This window comes from Clavibacter vidaverae, assembly GCF_047529985.1.
Taxonomy (GTDB): domain Bacteria; phylum Actinomycetota; class Actinomycetes; order Actinomycetales; family Microbacteriaceae; genus Clavibacter; species Clavibacter nebraskensis_A.
Window position 1 is genome coordinate 2252987 of sequence record NZ_JBLJAM010000001.1, and the last position, 16525, is coordinate 2269511.

At 72.6% G+C, this 16525-nt stretch carries 18 protein-coding genes; 11 read left to right on the plus strand and 7 right to left on the minus strand.

Translation table 11 applies throughout. From position 1 onward, the window contains the following. Window positions 1-52: 52 nt before the first annotated feature. Entirely contained in the window at window positions 53-604 is a 552-nt protein-coding gene (locus ACMT9T_RS10725; protein WP_414745529.1) for an NAD(P)H-dependent oxidoreductase, read from the minus strand. 127 nt (window positions 605-731) lie between these two features. After that, window positions 732-1742, minus strand: a complete 1011-nt coding sequence (locus tag ACMT9T_RS10730) for a Gfo/Idh/MocA family protein (protein ID WP_414745530.1) — start codon at window positions 1740-1742, stop codon at window positions 732-734. A 152-nt stretch (window positions 1743-1894) separates the two neighbouring features. Here ACMT9T_RS10730 and ACMT9T_RS10735 point away from each other — a divergent pair, with 152 nt between their 5' ends. The 4 genes from ACMT9T_RS10735 to ACMT9T_RS10750 all read left to right on the plus strand — a co-directional run bounded on the left by ACMT9T_RS10735 (window position 1895) and on the right by ACMT9T_RS10750 (window position 6417). Then, entirely contained in the window at window positions 1895-3220 is a 1326-nt protein-coding gene (locus ACMT9T_RS10735) for an ABC transporter substrate-binding protein (RefSeq protein WP_414745531.1), read from the plus strand. 90 nt (window positions 3221-3310) lie between these two features. Next, the gene (locus ACMT9T_RS10740) at window positions 3311-4444 is read left to right on the plus strand and encodes a carbohydrate ABC transporter permease (RefSeq protein WP_414745532.1); all 1134 of its coding nucleotides are present in this window, start codon (window positions 3311-3313) and stop codon (window positions 4442-4444) included. Continuing rightward, a complete protein-coding gene (locus ACMT9T_RS10745) occupies window positions 4441-5352 on the plus strand; it encodes a carbohydrate ABC transporter permease (protein ID WP_191147692.1) in 912 nt (303 codons plus the stop codon). Before ACMT9T_RS10740 ends, ACMT9T_RS10745 begins: the two co-directional genes overlap by 4 nt. Before the next feature lie 87 nt (window positions 5353-5439). Next, window positions 5440-6417: a LacI family DNA-binding transcriptional regulator gene (locus ACMT9T_RS10750; protein WP_191149211.1), complete on the plus strand. Its 978-nt coding sequence runs from the start codon at window positions 5440-5442 to the stop codon at window positions 6415-6417. A 25-nt stretch (window positions 6418-6442) separates the two neighbouring features. Here the strand turns inward: ACMT9T_RS10750 and ACMT9T_RS10755 are convergent, their stop codons facing one another. Further along, window positions 6443-7204 (minus strand): SDR family oxidoreductase, encoded by a 762-nt coding sequence (locus ACMT9T_RS10755; RefSeq protein WP_414745533.1) that lies wholly within the window; start codon window positions 7202-7204, stop codon window positions 6443-6445. A gap of 242 nt (window positions 7205-7446) precedes the next feature. On the opposite strand from ACMT9T_RS10755, the gene ACMT9T_RS10760 reads away from it, so the two are divergent. From ACMT9T_RS10760 to ACMT9T_RS10775, 4 genes are all read left to right on the plus strand, one after another. Continuing rightward, the gene (locus ACMT9T_RS10760) at window positions 7447-8130 is read left to right on the plus strand and encodes a hypothetical protein (RefSeq protein ID WP_414745534.1); all 684 of its coding nucleotides are present in this window, start codon (window positions 7447-7449) and stop codon (window positions 8128-8130) included. Between the two features lie 76 nt (window positions 8131-8206). Then, complete coding sequence (locus ACMT9T_RS10765; RefSeq protein ID WP_414745535.1) at window positions 8207-9283, plus strand: hypothetical protein; 1077 nt, start codon at window positions 8207-8209, stop codon at window positions 9281-9283. Then, window positions 9283-10365: a hypothetical protein gene (locus ACMT9T_RS10770; RefSeq protein WP_414745536.1), complete on the plus strand. Its 1083-nt coding sequence runs from the start codon at window positions 9283-9285 to the stop codon at window positions 10363-10365. The genes ACMT9T_RS10765 and ACMT9T_RS10770 overlap by 1 nt, the downstream gene beginning before the upstream one ends. A 52-nt stretch (window positions 10366-10417) precedes the next feature. Beyond that, complete coding sequence (locus ACMT9T_RS10775; protein WP_414745537.1) at window positions 10418-11248, plus strand: DNA-formamidopyrimidine glycosylase family protein; 831 nt, start codon at window positions 10418-10420, stop codon at window positions 11246-11248. A 75-nt stretch (window positions 11249-11323) separates the two neighbouring features. On the opposite strand, the gene ACMT9T_RS10780 is transcribed toward ACMT9T_RS10775, so the two are convergent. Then, window positions 11324-11635, minus strand: coding sequence for a DUF6355 family natural product biosynthesis protein (locus ACMT9T_RS10780; protein WP_414745878.1), 312 nt, complete (start codon window positions 11633-11635; stop codon window positions 11324-11326). A gap of 14 nt (window positions 11636-11649) precedes the next feature. Next, window positions 11650-12000 (minus strand): DUF6355 family natural product biosynthesis protein, encoded by a 351-nt coding sequence (locus ACMT9T_RS10785; RefSeq protein ID WP_414745538.1) that lies wholly within the window; start codon window positions 11998-12000, stop codon window positions 11650-11652. A gap of 197 nt (window positions 12001-12197) precedes the next feature. On the opposite strand from ACMT9T_RS10785, the gene ACMT9T_RS10790 reads away from it, so the two are divergent. Both ACMT9T_RS10790 and ACMT9T_RS10795 read left to right on the plus strand, forming a co-directional pair. Next, window positions 12198-12434 (plus strand): hypothetical protein, encoded by a 237-nt coding sequence (locus ACMT9T_RS10790; protein ID WP_414745539.1) that lies wholly within the window; start codon window positions 12198-12200, stop codon window positions 12432-12434. Window positions 12435-12489: 55 nt separating this feature from the next. Beyond that, window positions 12490-13065, plus strand: coding sequence for a pyridoxamine 5'-phosphate oxidase family protein (locus tag ACMT9T_RS10795; RefSeq protein WP_414745540.1), 576 nt, complete (start codon window positions 12490-12492; stop codon window positions 13063-13065). Here ACMT9T_RS10795 and ACMT9T_RS10800 read toward each other — a convergent pair. Together ACMT9T_RS10800 and ACMT9T_RS10805 are read right to left on the minus strand one after the other, a co-directional pair. Further along, window positions 13062-14462 carry a GntP family permease gene (locus tag ACMT9T_RS10800; protein WP_414745541.1) on the minus strand — a complete coding sequence of 467 codons (1401 nt, stop codon included), beginning with the start codon at window positions 14460-14462 and terminating at the stop codon, window positions 13062-13064. The two genes, ACMT9T_RS10795 and ACMT9T_RS10800, sit on opposite strands and share 4 nt — an antisense overlap. Before the next feature lie 63 nt (window positions 14463-14525). After that, window positions 14526-15044: a gluconokinase gene (locus tag ACMT9T_RS10805; RefSeq protein ID WP_414745542.1), complete on the minus strand. Its 519-nt coding sequence runs from the start codon at window positions 15042-15044 to the stop codon at window positions 14526-14528. A gap of 153 nt (window positions 15045-15197) precedes the next feature. Here ACMT9T_RS10805 and ACMT9T_RS10810 point away from each other — a divergent pair, with 153 nt between their 5' ends. Then, window positions 15198-15953, plus strand: coding sequence for a FadR/GntR family transcriptional regulator (locus ACMT9T_RS10810; RefSeq protein ID WP_414745543.1), 756 nt, complete (start codon window positions 15198-15200; stop codon window positions 15951-15953). The last annotated feature ends 572 nt before the right edge of the window (window positions 15954-16525 follow it).

Consider the following 16525-nt stretch of genomic DNA (forward strand, 5'->3'; position numbering starts at 1 on the left):
GGGCGCGGCCGTCGTCGTGCGCGGGGCACTCGGCCCCGATGTTCGGCTGGGCTCAGGCGGCGGCCGCGGAGGCGTGCACGGCGTCGAGCACCTCGCGGAGCTGCTCCACGACCTCGGCGTCGTCCGTCGGGTGGCGCTCGGCGAAGCGGACGACGGACTCGGGGACGGCCATCCTCACGTCCTCGAGCACGCGCGCGCCGGCGATGCCGAGCGCCTTGCGGGCCTCGTCCTGCGCCCACACGCCGCCGTACTGGCCGAAGGCGCTGCCGATCACGGCGGTCGGCTTGCCCGCGAGGGCGGATGCGCCGAACGGGCGCGAGGCCCAATCGATCGCGTTCTTCAGCACCGCGGGCATGGTGCCGTTGTACTCGGGCGTGACCACGAGGAGCGCGTCGGCGGCGGCGATCGCGTCGCGGAAGGCCACGGCGGCGTCGGGCACGGATCCCTCGACGTCGACGTCCTCGTTGTAGAAGGGCAGGCGGTCGAGGCCGGCGTGGAGGTCGAGCGTGACGCCCTCGGGGGCGTGGCGCACCGCCGCCTCGGCGATCTGCTGGTTGGTGGAGCCTGAGCGCAGGCTCCCGACGAGCACGAGGACGTGCGTCATGGTGTTCTCCTTCGGGTCGTTCCGGGTCGGGTCGTCTCCGTCGACGTGCCGCAGGGGTGGAGGCGCGTGCCTCCTCCGCGACCCTAATCGGCCGTCTCGGACGTCTCCTCGGAGGGCGCCCCGCCCGTCAACGGGCGCCGATGTCCGCGAGGATCCCGTCCATCAAGTCGGCGAGGGCCACCGACTCCGCGTGCGGCATCCGGGCGCACTCGACGGCGCCCGCGCGGATCGCGTCCCGGGCGGCGCGGAACATGGGGACGTAGCCGCGGCCCTCGATCGCATGCTCGCGCCGCTCCGGATCTCCGTCGGCGGGCACGATCGTGAGGCCGGCGGAGGCGAGGAACAGCGGATCCACCTCGATGCGGCCAGCCGTGCCGCTGACCGTCGCGCCCGTGGGCAGCGCCGCGACGAGCGAGCAGGCGAGCGTGGCCTGGCGGCCGTCGGGCCAGCCGAGCAGGATCGCGACCTCCGTGTCGACGCCGCCCTCGACGACCGTGCCGACCGCGGCGACCGACGACGGCGTGCCGAACAGGCCGTGCGCGAACGCGAGCGGGTAGACCCCCATGTCGAGGAGCGTGCCGCCGCCGACCTCCGGGTCCCAGAGGCGCCCCTTCCCCTCCTCGGTGACGAAGCCGAAGGCCACGGAGATGGCGCGCGGATCCCCGATGCGGCCGGCGGCGATCGCCTCCTGCACCGCGAGGTAGCCGGGGGAGAAGACCATCCAGAGCGCCTCGAGGAACAGCAGGCCCTCGGCGCGGGCGATCTCGACGAGCGCGCGCGTGTCGGCGGCCGTGGTGGTCGAGGGCTTCTCGCAGACGACGTGCTTGCCGGCCCGGAGCGCGGCCTCGGCTTGCGCGCGGTGGAGCGTGTGCGGGGTGGCGACGTAGACGGCGTCCACCTCGGGGTCGGCGAGGAGCGCCTCGAGGGTGTCGTGGATCCGCGGGATGCCGCACGCCGCCGCCAGCTCCTCGGAGCTCGACCGGGAGCGCGAGTGGACGGCGACGACCTCGACGCCGGGGACCCCCTGCAGGTCGGGGACGACCGAGGTCGCGATGCCCGCGGCCCCGATCACGCCGAAGCGGAGTGGGCCGGCGTCCGGGTCCTCGTGGGCGGCGGCGGGCGGCGTCATCGTCGACATGCGGCGAGCCTACGGCGTGAGAGCGCTTCCACGGAAGTGCGGCGCAGGGTTGACACGACCGAAAAGCGCCGCATATGGTCTGCCGGACGGCGTGAGAGCGCTCTTACAGCGGGAGCACCGACGCTCGACCAGGCACAAGGGAGTGACCTTCGATGAACACAGCACGAACGCGCACGGCGGCCGGCATCGCCGGAGCCGCGGTGATCGCCCTCCTCGCGGCCGGATGCAGCGCCGGCTCCTCCGGCTCCGGCTCCGGCTCCGGGGGCGAGGACATCACGCTCACCGTCACCACGTTCAACGCCATGGGGTTCGACGACCTCTACGCCGAGTACGAGAAGACGCACCCGGGCGTCACCATCAAGGCCACCAACATCGACACGGGCGGCAACGCCCTCATCGACTGGCAGACCAAGCAGGCGTCCGGGGCGGGGCTCCCCGACGTGCAGGCGGTCGAGGAGGGCTGGCTGAGCAAGGTCATGCAGGTCTCCGACTCCTTCACCGACCTCCGCGACCACGGCATCGAGGACGTCAAGGACAGCTGGGTGCCCTGGAAGTACCAGCAGGCGACGGATCCCGAGGGCCGCGTCATCGGCTACGGCACCGACATCGGACCCGAGGGCCTCTGCTACAACGCGAAGCTGTTCGGCGAGGCGGGGCTCCCCACCGAGCGCACTGAGGTCGCCGCGCTGTTCGGCGGCGAGGACGCCACCTGGGACCAGTACTTCGAGGTCGGCAAGCAGTACCACGAGAAGACCGGCAAGGCCTTCTACGACCAGTCCGGCTTCATCTGGAACGCCATGGTGAACCAGCAGCCCGAGGGCTACTACACGGAGGACGGCAAGCTCAACGTCGAGGGCAACGCCGACCTCGAGGCCCTCTGGGGCAAGGTCGCCGACGGCGCCGAGGCCGGCCTATCCGACGCGCAGACCGCGTGGGACTGGGGCGGCGGCAAGGCCTTCACCGACGGGTCCTTCGCGACGTTCGTCTGCCCCGCGTGGATGCTCGGCGTCGTCAAGGGCCAGACCGAGTCCGCGGGCGGCGACGCCTCCACCGGCTGGGACTTCGCGGACGTCTTCCCCGGCGGCGCGGCGAACTGGGGCGGGTCGTTCCTGACCGTGCCCACCACGTCGAAGCACCCGGCCGAGGCCGCGGAGCTCGCCGCCTGGCTCACCGAGCCGGCGCAGCAGTCCTCCGCGTTCCAGGCGGCCGGGCCCTTCCCGAGCACCGTCGAGGCTCAGACCTCCGAGGGCGTGACCGGCGCGAGCGAGCTGACCGCGTTCTTCAACGAGGCCCCGCTCGGCACGATGCTCGCCGCGCGCGCCGAGGGCGTCGAGGCCCAGTTCAAGGGACCCGACGACTCGGTGATCCAGGAGCAGGTCTTCGGCCCGTCCATCCAGGCGCTCGACGCCGGCAAGGCCGACGGGAAGAAGTCCTGGGCCGACGCCATCACCCTGCTCGGCCAGCTGGTCGAGGAGTAGGAGCCGGGCGGCCCGCGAGGGTCGTCCACCCGGGAGGTGCGGGCGCACGGGTGCCCGCACCTCCTCCCCCGACGCGCGAGAGAAGGATCGATGACGACCACGCTGCGCCCCCCGGCGCCACCCCGAGCCCCGGCGGCCGAGCGCTCCCGGCGCGCCGACCCGCCCACCTGGCGCCAGCGGCTGTCCACCTGGGATTTCCGGTACTCGCCCTACCTCTACGTGGCGCCGTTCTTCATCCTGTTCGGGCTCGTCGGGCTGTTCCCGCTGGCGTACACGTTCGTCGTGTCGCTCAACGACTGGAACCTGCTCACGGGCGCCGGCGACTGGATCGGGTTCGAGAACTACACGGCCGAGCTCGCGGATCCGCTGTTCTGGAACTCCATCGCCAACACCTTCAGCATCTTCGTGCTGTCGACGATCCCGCAGCTCGCGGTGGCCGCGGCCATCGCGGCGATCCTCGACCAGAACCTCCGCGCGAAGACGTTCTGGCGGATGAGCGTGATCCTCCCGTACATCGTCACGCCGGTCGCGGTCGCGATCATCTTCAGCAGCGTGTTCGGCGAGAAGTACGGGCTCGTCAACAACGTGCTCACCGAGATCGGGCTCGACCCGATCATGTGGAAGACGGAGACGCTGCCCTCCCACCTCGCCATCGCGACGATGGTGAACTGGCGCTGGACCGGGTACAACGCGCTCATCCTGCTCGCGGCGATGCAGGCGGTGCCGCGCGACGTGCACGAGTCGGCGGCGCTCGACGGGGCGGGGGCGGTGCGCCGGTTCTTCTCCATCACGGTGCCGAGCATCCGGCCCACGCTGATCTTCGTGATCATCACCGCCACCATCGGCGGCCTGCAGATCTTCACCGAGCCGAAGCTGTTCAACGCCGCGAGCTCGACGCCCGGCGGCCCGCAGCGGCAGTACCAGACGACCGTGCTCTACCTGTGGGACCTCGCGTTCAACCGGCAGGACTTCGGCAAGGCGAGCGCGGTGGCGTGGATCCTGTTCCTCCTCATCGTCCTCATCGGCCTGCTCAACTTCTGGCTCTCGCGGCGCATCGCCGGCGCGGAGGCCCGGGGATCCGAGCGCCGCACCCGCCGGGCGCTCGCCCGGTTCCGAGCGCAGCCGGCGGCGCCGTCGCCGGGCGCGACCACGGCGCCGTCCGCGCCCCCGACCGTCCTTCCCGAGGAGCGGGCCGGCGCCCGCGATGAGGAGTCCGCATCATGACCGCCACCGCCACGCGGCCCCGCGCCGTCGCCGAGCCGCCCGCGTCCGACGGGGGCCGCGCGCCCCGGCGTCGTCCGAGCGGCGGCACCGGGCTCGACCGACGCCCCGGTTTCCTCGCCTACGGGCTGATCCTCGCCGTCTTCGTCGGCGGCGCGTACCCGCTGTGGTGGTCGGTGGTGATGGGGTCGAGCGACAAGTCGGCCCTCACCGACACCTGGCCGTCGCTGCTCCCGGGCGGCCGGTTCTGGATCAACGTCGGCGAGGTCGTCGACACGGTCCCGTTCTGGCTGGCGCTCATGAACAGCGTCATCGTGTCGGTCGTCATCAGCGTCTCCGTCATCACGTTCTCGACGCTCGCCGGGTACGCGTTCGCGAAGCTGCGGTTCCGCGGGCGCGAGGGCCTCATGGTGTTCGTCATCGCGACGCTCGCGGTGCCCACGCAGCTCGGCATCATCCCGCTGTTCATGCTCATGAAGCAGTTCGGCTGGACGGGGACGCTCGGCGCGGTCATCGTGCCGACCCTCGTGACCGCGTTCGGCGTGTTCTTCATGCGGCAGTACCTCGTGGACGTGATCCCGACCGAGCTCATCGAGGCGGCGCGCATGGACGGCGCCTCCATGATCAGCACGTTCTGGCACGTGGGCGTGCCGGCGGCGCGGCCGGCCATGGCGATCCTCGGCCTGTTCACCTTCATGACGGCGTGGACCGACTACCTGTGGCCGCTGCTCGTGGTGCCGCAGAACCCGACGCTGCAGGTGGCGCTCAGCCAGCTGCAGTCGGCGCGGTACGTCGACTACTCGATCGTGCTGGCCGGCGCCGTGCTCGCGACGCTGCCGCTGCTGGTCCTGTTCGTGCTCGCGGGGCGGCAGCTGATATCCGGGATCATGGCCGGGGCGGTGAAGGGGTAGGGGCCCGGCCATACACTCGACCCAGCCGGATCGCAGACTGGAGGGCCCGTGGCCATCAACGCCGAGCAGGGCTCGCCCACCCTCGAGATGGTCGGGAAGCTCGCGGGCGTCAGCCGGGCCACGGTGTCGCGGGTGGTGAACGGATCCGACCGCGTCGCCCCGGAGGTCGTCACCGCCGTCAACGCGGCCATCGCGCAGCTCAACTACGTGCCCAACCGCGCGGCCCGCTCGCTCGCCGGGCGCCGCACCAACGCGCTGGCGCTCGTGATGCCGGAGCAGACCGCCCGGGTGTTCGCGGACCCGTTCTTCGCGTCGCTCATCCAGGGCGCGATGACGTACCTCGCGACCACCGAGTACACCCTCACGCTCCTCATCTCCTCGCCCGCGCAGGCGGAGAAGACCCGGCGGTTCCTGCTCGGCGGCAACGTCGACGGGGTGCTCGTGGTCTCGCACCACTCGGGCGACGCCACGTTCAGCGGCCTTCGCGACCGGCTGCCCGTCGTGTTCGCCGGGCGGCCGCTCCGGCAGGACGACCGCGAGGCGCCCACCGTCGACGTCGACAACGTGGGCGCGGCGCGGGCGGCGACCGAGCACCTCATCCAGCGCGGGCGCACCCGCATCGCGGCGGTGGCGGGTCGGCAGGACATGCCCGCGGGCATCGACCGGCTGCGCGGCTTCCGCGAGGCGATGACCGCCGCGGGGCTGGATCCCACGCTCGTCGCGGTGGGCGACTTCTCGCCCGCGTCCGGCGCCGACGCGATGCGCACGCTGCTGGCGCGCGGCGAGCCCATCGACGGGGTCTTCGCGGCGAGCGACCAGATGGCCGCCGGCGTCTACTCGGAGCTCCGCGAGCACGGCCTGCGCGTGCCGCAGGACGTCGCCGTCGTGGGCTTCGACGACGACTACTTCGCGAAGTCGGCCGTGCCGCCGCTCACGACCGTGCGCCAGCCCAACCAGGAGTTCGGCCGCCGGATGGCGGAGGTGCTGGTGCGGCTCGTGGGCGGGGAGGACGTGGATCCGCTCACGCTCATGCCGACGACGCTGGTGGTGCGGCAGAGCACGTAGCGGCGGGCGGGCTGCCGCGGGCGGGCTACCGTCCGGCGGGCACGCGCCCGCTGAGGAGCGCGAGCATCTCGTCGTGGCGGCCGTCGCGCTCGGCGAAGCGGAGGCCGTGCACGTCCTGCACGAGGATCTCCTCGTCCTCCGGGCGGGCCTGCAGGATCCCCATCACCTCGTCGAGGAAGTCCTCCAGCGGCATCGCGTCGCCCGCCTCCGCCTGCCCGGGCATGAGGGCCGTCTGCACCTTGGGCGGCACCAGCTCGACGACCTCGACCGGCGACCCGGCGAGCTGCTCGCGGAGGCTCTGCGTGTACGAGTGCACGGCCGCCTTCGTGGCGTTGTAGGTGGGCGTGAGGGGGAGCGGCACGAACGCGAGGCCGGAGGAGACGGTCATCAGCGTCGCCTCGTCGCTCGCGAGGAGGCCGGGCAGGAACGCGTCGATCGTGCGGATGGTGCCGAGGAGGTTCGTGGTGACGATGGCCTCGGCCGTGGCCTGGTGCGCGGGGTCGCGGAGGTCCTCGGGCTGCATGATGCCCGCCATCGTGATCACGACGTCGAGGTCGGGGTGGCTCCGGGCGAGCTCGTCGCGCGCGGCGGTGATGGACGCGGGATCGGCGACGTCGAGCACGACCGACGCCATGCCGTCGTGCGCGGCCGTGATCTCGTCGAGCAGCTCCTGGCGGCGGCCCGCGACGACCACGCGGTTGCCCGCGGCGTGGAACCGCTCCGCGAGCCCGCGGCCGATGCCCGAGGTGCTGCCGGTGATGAGGACGGTGCGGCCGGTGATCTTCATGGTGCTCCTTCGCGCGGTGCGCGGCTGGCGGGTTCGGGATCGGTGCGCGCACCGCGCGCGTGGCGCGGGTGCGTGGGTCGAGTGTGGCCCGTCGCGCGGTCGACGGGGGCGGGCGCGCGGGGGAGCGGGGAGGATCCAGCGGACGTTCACGTGGGGAGGGGTGGCGGGGCGCCCGGTGCGTCCCGGTGCGCGCCCCGTCCTGGGGCTGCGGTGCCGGCCGGCGGCGCCGCTAGCGTCGCAGGGTGAGCCTCCTCCGCGACGACGCCGCCCCGCATGACGACGCCGCGCGTCACGCCGCGGGCCCGTCGATCCCCCTCCGCGATCGCCTCGCGCCGGACCTCGCCTGGACCGCCGCGCACGTCCGCCGCCGCGTCGCGGTGATCGTCGCCGTCGTCCTCGGGACGGCCGTCGTGGCCCGCGTGCTCCTCCTCCCGCTGCGCGACCACCTCGAGGGCGGGATCGCCGAGATCCTCGCGCTGGTGGCGCAGGCGGGGTGCACGGGCGGCGCGATCGCGTGCGCGGTCGTCGCGATCCAGCTGCAGATCGCCGCGGCGCCCCTGGTGCACGGCCTGAGCGCGGCGGACCGCACGCGCATCAGCCGCCGGATGCTCGGCGCGCGCGAACCGCTCGATCCCGAGGCCGAGTGGCGGGCGGCGCGCTTCGCGGCGTTCGCGCGCGTCTCGCATCCGTTCGGGCTGGGCGTCATCGGCCTGATGTGGCTCGCCGCGCTCCCCTTCCTCGTGCGGTCCGCCCTCGACGGGGCGGTGCTCGGCATCGCCGGGACCGCCCTGTTCGTCCTCTTCATCCCGCTCCTCGCCTGGGAGCAGCGTCGGCGGATGCGGTACGCCGAGGCCTCGCGGGACCTCGCCTGGTCGAGCGGGCCGGCGACCGACGCGCGTCGCGCGGAGGGCGCGCTCGACGGCTGAGCCGGGCGCGGGGAGGGGCGCCTCCGCCCCGTCCTGGGGAGTCGTCGGCGCGGCCGGCGGCCGATAGCGTCGATCGGTGAGCACACACGGCACGGCCCCGGTCACCCCCTCCACGCCGCTGCCGCCCCGGCGGCGCCGCGGGCTCGTCCTGCTCCTCGCGCTCCTCACCTCGGGCACCGCGGTGCTCCTCGGCGCGGGCTTCTGGAGCAGCGTCGCGGGCGGCGTCGACGATGCCGCGTTCGTCCTGATCGCCGTGCACACGACGGCGGGCCTCCTCGCCCTCAGCCTCGCGCTCTCCCTGGGCCAGCTCGAGGTGCACCGGGCGACTGGTCCGGCCGCGGGACCGCGACCGCGGCCCGTCGCGCTGATCGTCTGGACCTCCATCGCCGGCGCGTTCGCCGTCGTGGCCGCGGCGGGCGCCCTGCTCTCCGGCGTCCCGGCGTGGATCCCGGTCGGCATGCTCGCCGGGCTGGTCGGGATGGGCGGCACCAGCTGGCTGATCGGGCAGAGGACGCGCGCCGGATCCGAGGCCCGGGAGGCTCACGAGCGCGCGTTCGGCGTCGGCCCGACCCCCGACCTCGACTGGACGCCGGCGGTGATCCGGCGCAAGGTGCGGACCATCGTGCTGGCCGGCCTGCTCGGCGCGGTCGCGGGCACCGTCGTGGCGCTCCTGTTCCTCGACGACCTCGGCGGCAGCCTCGCGGAGGTGTGGCCGGCGATCGTGCAGCTGGCCGCCGCGGCCGCCGCGATCACGAGCACGGTGGTCGTCCTCCCGCTGAACGCCGTGACGGCGTCGATCCTGCGCGACCTGAGCGCGGCCGAGCGCAAGCGCGTCGGGCGCCGGACGTCGGGCAAGGGCGAGCCGCTCGCGCCGCGGCTCGAGCACCGGGCGGCGCGCCTCGCCGCGGTCTCCCGCATCTCGCAGCGCTTCCAGCTGGCGTCGTCGGCGCTCATCGTCGTCGTGTCGGTGGTCACCCTCCTCCGGGTCGACCTCGGCGGCGGCTTCGGCATCGTCGCGATCGTCCTCGGCGTCGCCTTCCTCGCGTTCGTCCCCTACATCGTGATCGACGACCGGCGCCGCAGCCGCTACGCCGCCTCCACGCGCGAGCTCGCCCGGTCGGGCGCGGTCGTGACGGCCGATACGGTCGGGTGATGAGCGCGCGCGGCACGGCCCCCGGATCCACCCCGACGACCGATGCGGCGCAGGCAGGCGGCCTCGGCAGCCGCATCGCCCTGCTGGTCGTCCTGGTCGCGCTGATCCTCGGCCTCGGCACGCTCTACGGCTTCGGGCTCTACCAGGCGGCCGTCGTCCCTGACGACGTGGACGCGGCCGCGGTCCTGCCGCAGCTGACCGCGGGTCTGCTCGCGCTCGCGTTCGCGCCGAGCCTCGGCCTGCTGGAGCTGCAGTCGCGGCGGGACCCCGAGCGCGCCGCCGGGACGGGTCGGCGTCCGGTGCGGGTGATCGTGTGGCTCGGGATCACCGCGCTCGCCGTGGTCGTGCACGCCGTCGCGTCGCTGGTCGGCGGCGTCTCGCCGCTCGTGGTGCTGGGGTTCGCGGTGGCCGCGGTCGCCACGGCCGCCGCCAGCTGGATCCTCGTGCTCCGCGCGCAGGCCGCCGCGGTGCGCCGGCTCGGCGCGCGCCTCGCCGCCGACGAGCCGACCCTCTCGATCGACCTCGACTGGACCGAGGACACCGCCCGCCGCAAGTGGCGACTCATCGGCCTGGTGTTCGTGATCGCGCTCGTGGTCAGCCTCGGCGGGACGCTGCTGCTCGACCGGTTCGAGCCGCAGGACACCGTCGACGCCGTCGCCCTCGTGGTCCAGCTCTCCCTGCTCGCGCCGGCGCTCACGTGCCTGTTCGTCTCCATCGGCGCGCAGCTGTCGGGATCCTCGATCACGGCGGGCCTGTCGACGGAGGACCGGAAGGCGGTCTCGCAGCGCGCCGTGGGCAAGGTCGAGGAGCTCGCGCCGGAGCTCGAGTGGCGCGCCGCCCGCCTCGCCGTCTTCAGCCGCACGCTGCAGCCGTTCCAGCTGGGCCAGTCGCTGCTGCTGCTGGTCGCGATCCTCGTCCCCACGCTCCTGCGCGGCGACGCCGCCGGGTGGATGCTCGTCCTCTTCCTCGCCGGCCTCGTCCTGCTCGTCGTCACGGTGCCCTTCGCGGTCGTGCAGCACCGGCGCATGTCGCGGTACGCCGCCACGGCCGGCGACCTCCCGCGCGCGCACGCGCCGGTCTGACCGGAAACGCCCCTCCCAGACCCCTGTCGGTGGTCCGGCCTACCGTCGACCCATGCCCGAGGGTGACTCCGTCTTCGTCCTCGCGGCCCGGCTCCGCGCGCAGGTCGGCGGGGCGCTCATCGCGGATGGCGAGCTGCGGTCCGGCGCGCGGGCGGGCGCTCGGGTCGGCGGCCGGCGCATCACCGGGTTCGACACGCACGGCAAGCACCTGCTCATGCGGCTCGACGACGCGACCACCCTCCACACGCACCTGCGCATGCAGGGCTCCTGGACGGTCACCGGCCCCGGCAAGCGCGTGCCCGAGCGGATCCAGCACCAGGTGCGCGTGCGCCTCCGCCTCGACGACGGCCGCACCCTCTGGGGCATCGACCTGCCGGTGGTCGAGATCATCCCCACGCGCGACGAGCGCGCGGTCATCGGCCACCTCGGCCCGGATCCGCTGCGCGACGACTGGGATCCGGCGCTCGCCGTGTCCCGCCTCGCAGCGCGGCCCGACGAGACCATCCGCGCCGCCCTCCTCGATCAGCGCCCGATGGTCGGCCTCGGCAACCTCTGGGTCAACGAGGTCGGCTTCCTGCGCGGCGTGCACCCGGCGACCCGCGTCCGCGACGTGGACCTCCCGCCGCTCGTCGACCTCGCCGCCCGCTCCCTGCGGCACTCGGCGACGGTGCCGGCGGCCTACCAGATCACGACGGGCGATCCCCGTCGCGGCCGCACGCACTGGGTGGTCGGGCGCGCCGGCCGGCCGTGCCTGCGCTGCGGGACGACGGTGATCGGGCTCGACGATCCCTGGAGTACGAGCGAGCGCGCGCGGCGGGCGTGGTGGTGCCCCAGGTGCCAGCCGGTCGTCCCCGGTGCGTCGCCCGGGGTCACACGAGAATAGGGCCGCGGCGGGATCGACATCCCGCGGCGGCCCTATTTCCTCATGCTGTGGAAATGACGTCCCGATATCCTCGGATCAGCAGTACTTCTTCGTCCAGGACGCACCCACGAGGGCCCCCAGGGAGGGATTCGCGTAGAGCACCGTCTCGCCGGGCGAGACGCAGATGGTGCGATTCGCGTAGTAATAGCGGACGGTGATCTTGGCCGGCTTCGACTTGCAGTTGTTGTAGGTGGCCTTCTCGTAACGGCCGTCCTCCCCGCCGCCGAGGCTGCCGGTGGTGATCGGGTAGAACCCGCACGGCGTGGCGGCCTGCGCGGGCGCCGCGGCGACCAGCGAGCCGCCGACCAGCATGCCGGCGAGCAGGGCCGAGGCCGCGAGCTTCCTCATCGTGCCCACGGCGCTCAGCAGGTCCCGGTCTTGGTGGCGCCGGAGACCTTGCTGCCGTTCTGGGTGAAGCCGAGGCGCGTGTCCCCGGGGGACACGCAGTAGGACTTCTTGCCCGACGCGGTCTTCACCGAGATGCGCTGCTTGCTCTTCGTGCAGTTGCCGTAGTGCGCGACCTGGCGGGTGCCGCCGAAGGGATCCACCGTGCCGACGAACGGCAGGTCGACCGACCAGAGCGACTTGTAGTCCTCGTTCTCGACGCTGTACCCGCACACGTACGCGCTCGCCGGCGCGGCGGTCGTGGTGTGCAGGACGGCCAGCCCCGTGAATGCGAGCGCGGCTGCCGCGGCGCCCGTGAAGAGCCGCATCCCACGGCTCGTCCCATTTTCCTTCATGTTCCCCCGATTCGTGATGGAATGCCGGTGCGAAATCCGCCCCCGCGCATTCCCGTCCATTCATGACCGGCGTCAGCATTCCACGATCGCGGGCGTGGAGTCAAGGCGCGGAAATGGGCGCTAGCATGGTCCGGAACGTCGATGAACTAGGGGATGATCCGATGATCGGAATGGCCACGACCAAGCAGACGTCCGTGACCGCGGTGGCGAGCATCGTGCTCCTCTTCGTGGTCCTCGGCCTCCGCCGACAGGAGATGCTCACCGACTCCGTCGCCGTCGTGCTCGCCCTCGTCCTCGCGCTCGCGTTCGCCATCGCGACGACGCTCACCGGTGTTCGCGCCGCGCGCTCGGCGCGTGAGCGGTCGGCCGCCGAGGCCTCCGGCACGGACGACCGCCGCTCCGTCTGACGGAGGCTCGGCGGACGCCGCCCGGGCATCGGGGCACCCACGCGAGGATGGGCCCATGCCCACCGACGACCTCGCCCGCTGGCTGCGCGCCCAGCCCTCGCTCACCGGATCCGCGCCGCCGCTCGACCTCGACGCGCTGCCGCCCGACCCCGAGGCCCTCTTCCGCACGTGGATCACCGCCGCCGCCGACGCGGGCGTGCCCGAGCCGCACGCCGCGACGCTCGCGACGGTCGACGCGGACGGCCTGCCCGACGCGCGCACCTTGATCCTCAAGGACGTCGGCCCGCGTGGCTGGGCCTTCGCGGGCACGCGCTCCTCGGCGAAGGGCGCGCAGCTCGCGACGGCCCCGGCCGCGGCGCTCGCGTTCTGGTGGCAGCCGATGGTGCGGGCGGTGCGGGTGCGCGGACCCGTGGAGGAGGCCACCGCGGAGGAGAGCGCCGCCGACCTGGCCGCGCGCTCGACCGCGGCCCGCGCCGACGTGGATCCGGGCGACTGGGTCCTCTGGCGCATCCGCCCCGTGCACATGGAGTTCTGGCAGGGATCGCCCGACCGGCGGCACACGCGGATCCTGTTCGACCGGTTCGGCGAGACGTGGACGCGCCGCGGAGCCGACGGCGAGGGTCGCGCCTAGACCAGCGACGCCACCCCGAACACCGCCGCCGCGATCGCGAAGCCCATCACGCCGATGGTGGTCTCCATCACGGTCCAGGTCTTGAAGGTCGTCTTGACGTCCATCTCGAAGAAGCGGCCGACGAGCCAGAAGCCGGAGTCGTTCACGTGGCTGACGACCACGGATCCCGCCGCGACCGCCACCACGAGCGCCGCCACCTGGAACGCGTTGAAGTCGCCCGCGAGGATCGCCGGGGAGACGAGGCCCGCGGCGGTCGTGAGCGCGACAGTCGCAGACCCTTGAGCGATGCGGAGGATCGCCGCGATGAGGAACCCGGCCAGGATGATCGGGATGCCGAGGTCGCCGAGCACGTCGGCGAGGGCGGCGCCGATGCCGCTGGTGCGGAGCACGCCGCCGAACATGCCGCCGGCGCCGGTGATGAGGATCACCGAGCAGACCGGGCCGAGCGCCGACTCGAGCGTCTTCTCGAGGGCGCTCTTGTCGATCCCGCGGCGCCGGCCGAGCACGAACGCCGCGAACAGCAGCGAGATCAGCAGCGCGACGGGCGTCTCGCCGATGGTGCGGAGCACCTGGTACCAGGCCTGGTCGCTCGTGCCCTCGGGGAGGATCCCGCCGGTGGAGGCCGCGTTGAGGCCGGTGTTCATGAAGATGAGGAGCAGCGGGAGCAGCAGCACGGCGAGCACGGTGCCGAACCTCGGCGGGTTCGACTCGGCGTGCTCGTCGGCCTCGCCCAGGAGCGAGGGGATCGGCAGCACGTACTTCTTGCCCACCCACAGGCCGAAGAGGTAAGCCGTGACGTACCAGGTGGGGATCGCGGCGATGAGGCCCACGATAATCACGATGCCGACGTTCGCGCCGAAGAACTCGCTGGCCGCGACGGGGCCGGGGTGCGGCGGCACGAAGATGTGCATGACCGAGAAGGCGCCGGCCGCGGGGAGGCCGTAGCGGAGCACGCCGCCGCCGAGGCGACGGGCCACCGAGAAGACGATGGGCAGCATCACGACGAGCCCGGCGTCGAAGAAGATCGGGAAGCCGAAGATCAGCGATGCCACCCCGAGCGCGAACGGGGCGCGCTTCTCGCCGAAGACGCGGATCAGGGTGTCGGCCAGCGTCTTCGCCCCGCCGCTGGTCTCGACCAGGCGGCCGAGCATCGCGCCGAGGCCCACGAGCAGCGCGACCGTGCCGAGCGTGGAGCCGAAGCTGTCGACGAGCACGGTCACGATCTGCGAGGTCGGGATCCCGGTGGCGAACGCGGTGGCGAGGCTCACGAGGATCAGCGCGACGAACGCGTGGATGCGCAGCGTGATGATCAGGATCAGCAGGACGGCGATGGCGCCCGCGGCGATCAGGAGGAGCGGACCCGCGGTGAGGGTCTGCGTCCAGTCTTCGATGGTCATGTTCTCTCCGTTGATGAACCGTGCATGGGGCTGGTGGTCGGGTGCGCGGCGGCGGCGGCGGCGCTAGCTCGCGACGAGGCCGAGCTCGTCGACGATGCGGGTCGTGACCTCGTCGGGCGTGCCCGTGTTCTCGAGCGCGAAGCCGCGCTCGCCGCTGTCGAGGGGCTCGAGCGTGCTGATCTGCGACGGCAGCAGCGAGGCCGGCATGAAGTGTCCGCTGCGGGTCTGCATCCGCTCGAGGATCAGGCCGGTGTCTGCGGACAGGTGCACGAAGCGCACGTCGCCCTCCGCGCTGTCGAGCAGGTCGCGGTAGGTGCGCTTGAGGGCGGAGCAGGTGACGACGGTGCTGCGGCCGGCGCGGGCCTCGCCGCTCATCCAGTCGCGCATGGCCTCGAGCCACGGCCAGCGGTCGTCGTCGGTGAGGGGCGTGCCGGCCGTCATCTTCGCGATGTTCGCCTCGGGGTGGAACTCGTCCGCCTCGGCGAAGGTCCAGCCGAGCCGCTCGGCGAGGGCGGCGGCGATCGTGGTCTTGCCGGATCCGGAGATCCCCATCACCACGACGTGGCGGGGCTGTGCGGACATGCTGACTCCTTCGTCGACGCGGGCGGTGCCGTCTCGTCGGCTGCCGTCCGGCCAAAGGTAACACCATTGCGGAGCGCGCCGAGGTCGGGAATGCGACCGGCGACCTATGCTCATCGAGGCGGCCGGCCGGCCGACGCGCACCGGGAGAGGACCATGACGACGCGGTCAGCCCCACCCTCGGAGCAGAGGCCGGCGCCCGCCGCCGCAGCCCCGGCCGGCGCGGTCCCCGCCGCCACGGTGATGGCCACGCGGATCATCGAGGATCTCGGCCGCGACATCGTCGACGGGCGGCTCGCCGAGGGCACCCGCCTCACCATCGAGGACCTCCAGCAGCGCTTCGGCGTCTCCCGCACGGTGGTGCGCGACTGCGTGCGCGTGCTGGAGGCGATGGCGCTCCTCGTGCCGAAGCGCCGCGTGGGCCTCGTGGTGCAGGGCCCTAGCCGCTGGAACGTCTACGACCCGCGCATCATCCGCTGGCGCCTCACCGGCCCCGGCCGCTCGGACCAGTTCCGCTCCCTCACCCAGCTGCGCCGCGCGGTCGAGCCGGTCGCGGCGTCACTGGCCGCGCGCAACGCCACCGCTGCTCAGCGCACGCGCATCGCCGAGCTCGCGGTGGATCTCCGCCGCCTCGGCGAGGCCGGCGCCCTCGTCGACTTCCTCACCGCCGACATCGAGTTCCACCACCTGATCCTCGAGGCCAGCGGCAACGACATGTTCTGCGCCCTCCGCGAGGTGATCACGGAGGTCCTCAGCGGTCGCACGCACCAGGGGCTGATGCCGCGGACTCCGCGGCCGCATGCGCTCGACACGCATGAGCAGGTGGCTTTCGCGATCCGGGATGGGGATGCGGCGACTGCGGAGGCGGGGATGGCGTCGCTGTTGGCGGAGGTCAGCAGCGCGATCCGCTGAAGCTCCGCAAAGCGCAGCTTGAACATCGCCTACTTTTTTGAAAAAGAAGCACGCGTCGCATCTGCGCGCATCCGTCCGCGTTTCCACTCCTGAGTAAGCATGCTGCACCCCCTTCGTCTCCCGGTTAGTGAGGGCCGAGGGCGGAAGTCAACGATGGAGGGTGACCCAGCCGGCCGTGAGTCTGTGCCGCACCGTACGATCCTCAAACGACGTCGTCATCATTGGCCGCACTGCCAAAGCGCGGCAAGAGTATGCTGTACCAAATAAGGAGCGCACAGGGGCGAGTGCCCAGATCGCCGACCGTTCCCCGATCACTAGCATGGGTCCAAAGATGATGGTATGGAATTAAGCTTCGAGGGGGACGATCTGAGGCAACGCATACTGAACCCCTCTGCCGGAGACTGGCCCTCCTCGGCCGCACTCGCTGATGTTCAAACCATCATCGCAGACATGCGCGCCGCTGCCACTATCACCGAAGTGCCCGTTGGTGTACCAATATTGGATGACGCTAGCGCTAGCGCTTTGCGGATAACCGTAGGAGATACGGGCGCCTTCGATTGTAGAGTCGATCA

Coding starts and splice junctions, on each gene's coding strand:
- ACMT9T_RS10740 (WP_414745532.1), top strand. CDS start 3,311: ATGACGACCACGCTGCGCCCCCCGGCGCCACCCCGAGCCCCGGCGGCC.
- ACMT9T_RS10770 (WP_414745536.1), top strand. CDS start 9,283: ATGAGCGCGCGCGGCACGGCCCCCGGATCCACCCCGACGACCGATGCG.
- ACMT9T_RS10800 (WP_414745541.1), bottom strand. CDS start 14,462: ATGACCATCGAAGACTGGACGCAGACCCTCACCGCGGGTCCGCTCCTC.
- ACMT9T_RS10790 (WP_414745539.1), top strand. CDS start 12,198: ATGGCCACGACCAAGCAGACGTCCGTGACCGCGGTGGCGAGCATCGTG.
- ACMT9T_RS10725 (WP_414745529.1), bottom strand. CDS start 604: ATGACGCACGTCCTCGTGCTCGTCGGGAGCCTGCGCTCAGGCTCCACC.
- ACMT9T_RS10755 (WP_414745533.1), bottom strand. CDS start 7,204: ATGAAGATCACCGGCCGCACCGTCCTCATCACCGGCAGCACCTCGGGC.
- ACMT9T_RS10805 (WP_414745542.1), bottom strand. CDS start 15,044: ATGTCCGCACAGCCCCGCCACGTCGTGGTGATGGGGATCTCCGGATCC.
- ACMT9T_RS10730 (WP_414745530.1), bottom strand. CDS start 1,742: ATGTCGACGATGACGCCGCCCGCCGCCGCCCACGAGGACCCGGACGCC.
- ACMT9T_RS10750 (WP_191149211.1), top strand. CDS start 5,440: ATGGTCGGGAAGCTCGCGGGCGTCAGCCGGGCCACGGTGTCGCGGGTG.
- ACMT9T_RS10735 (WP_414745531.1), top strand. CDS start 1,895: ATGAACACAGCACGAACGCGCACGGCGGCCGGCATCGCCGGAGCCGCG.
- ACMT9T_RS10795 (WP_414745540.1), top strand. CDS start 12,490: ATGCCCACCGACGACCTCGCCCGCTGGCTGCGCGCCCAGCCCTCGCTC.
- ACMT9T_RS10745 (WP_191147692.1), top strand. CDS start 4,441: ATGACCGCCACCGCCACGCGGCCCCGCGCCGTCGCCGAGCCGCCCGCG.
- ACMT9T_RS10780 (WP_414745878.1), bottom strand. CDS start 11,635: ATGAGGAAGCTCGCGGCCTCGGCCCTGCTCGCCGGCATGCTGGTCGGC.
- ACMT9T_RS10775 (WP_414745537.1), top strand. CDS start 10,418: ATGCCCGAGGGTGACTCCGTCTTCGTCCTCGCGGCCCGGCTCCGCGCG.
- ACMT9T_RS10785 (WP_414745538.1), bottom strand. CDS start 12,000: ATGCGGCTCTTCACGGGCGCCGCGGCAGCCGCGCTCGCATTCACGGGG.
- ACMT9T_RS10810 (WP_414745543.1), top strand. CDS start 15,198: ATGACGACGCGGTCAGCCCCACCCTCGGAGCAGAGGCCGGCGCCCGCC.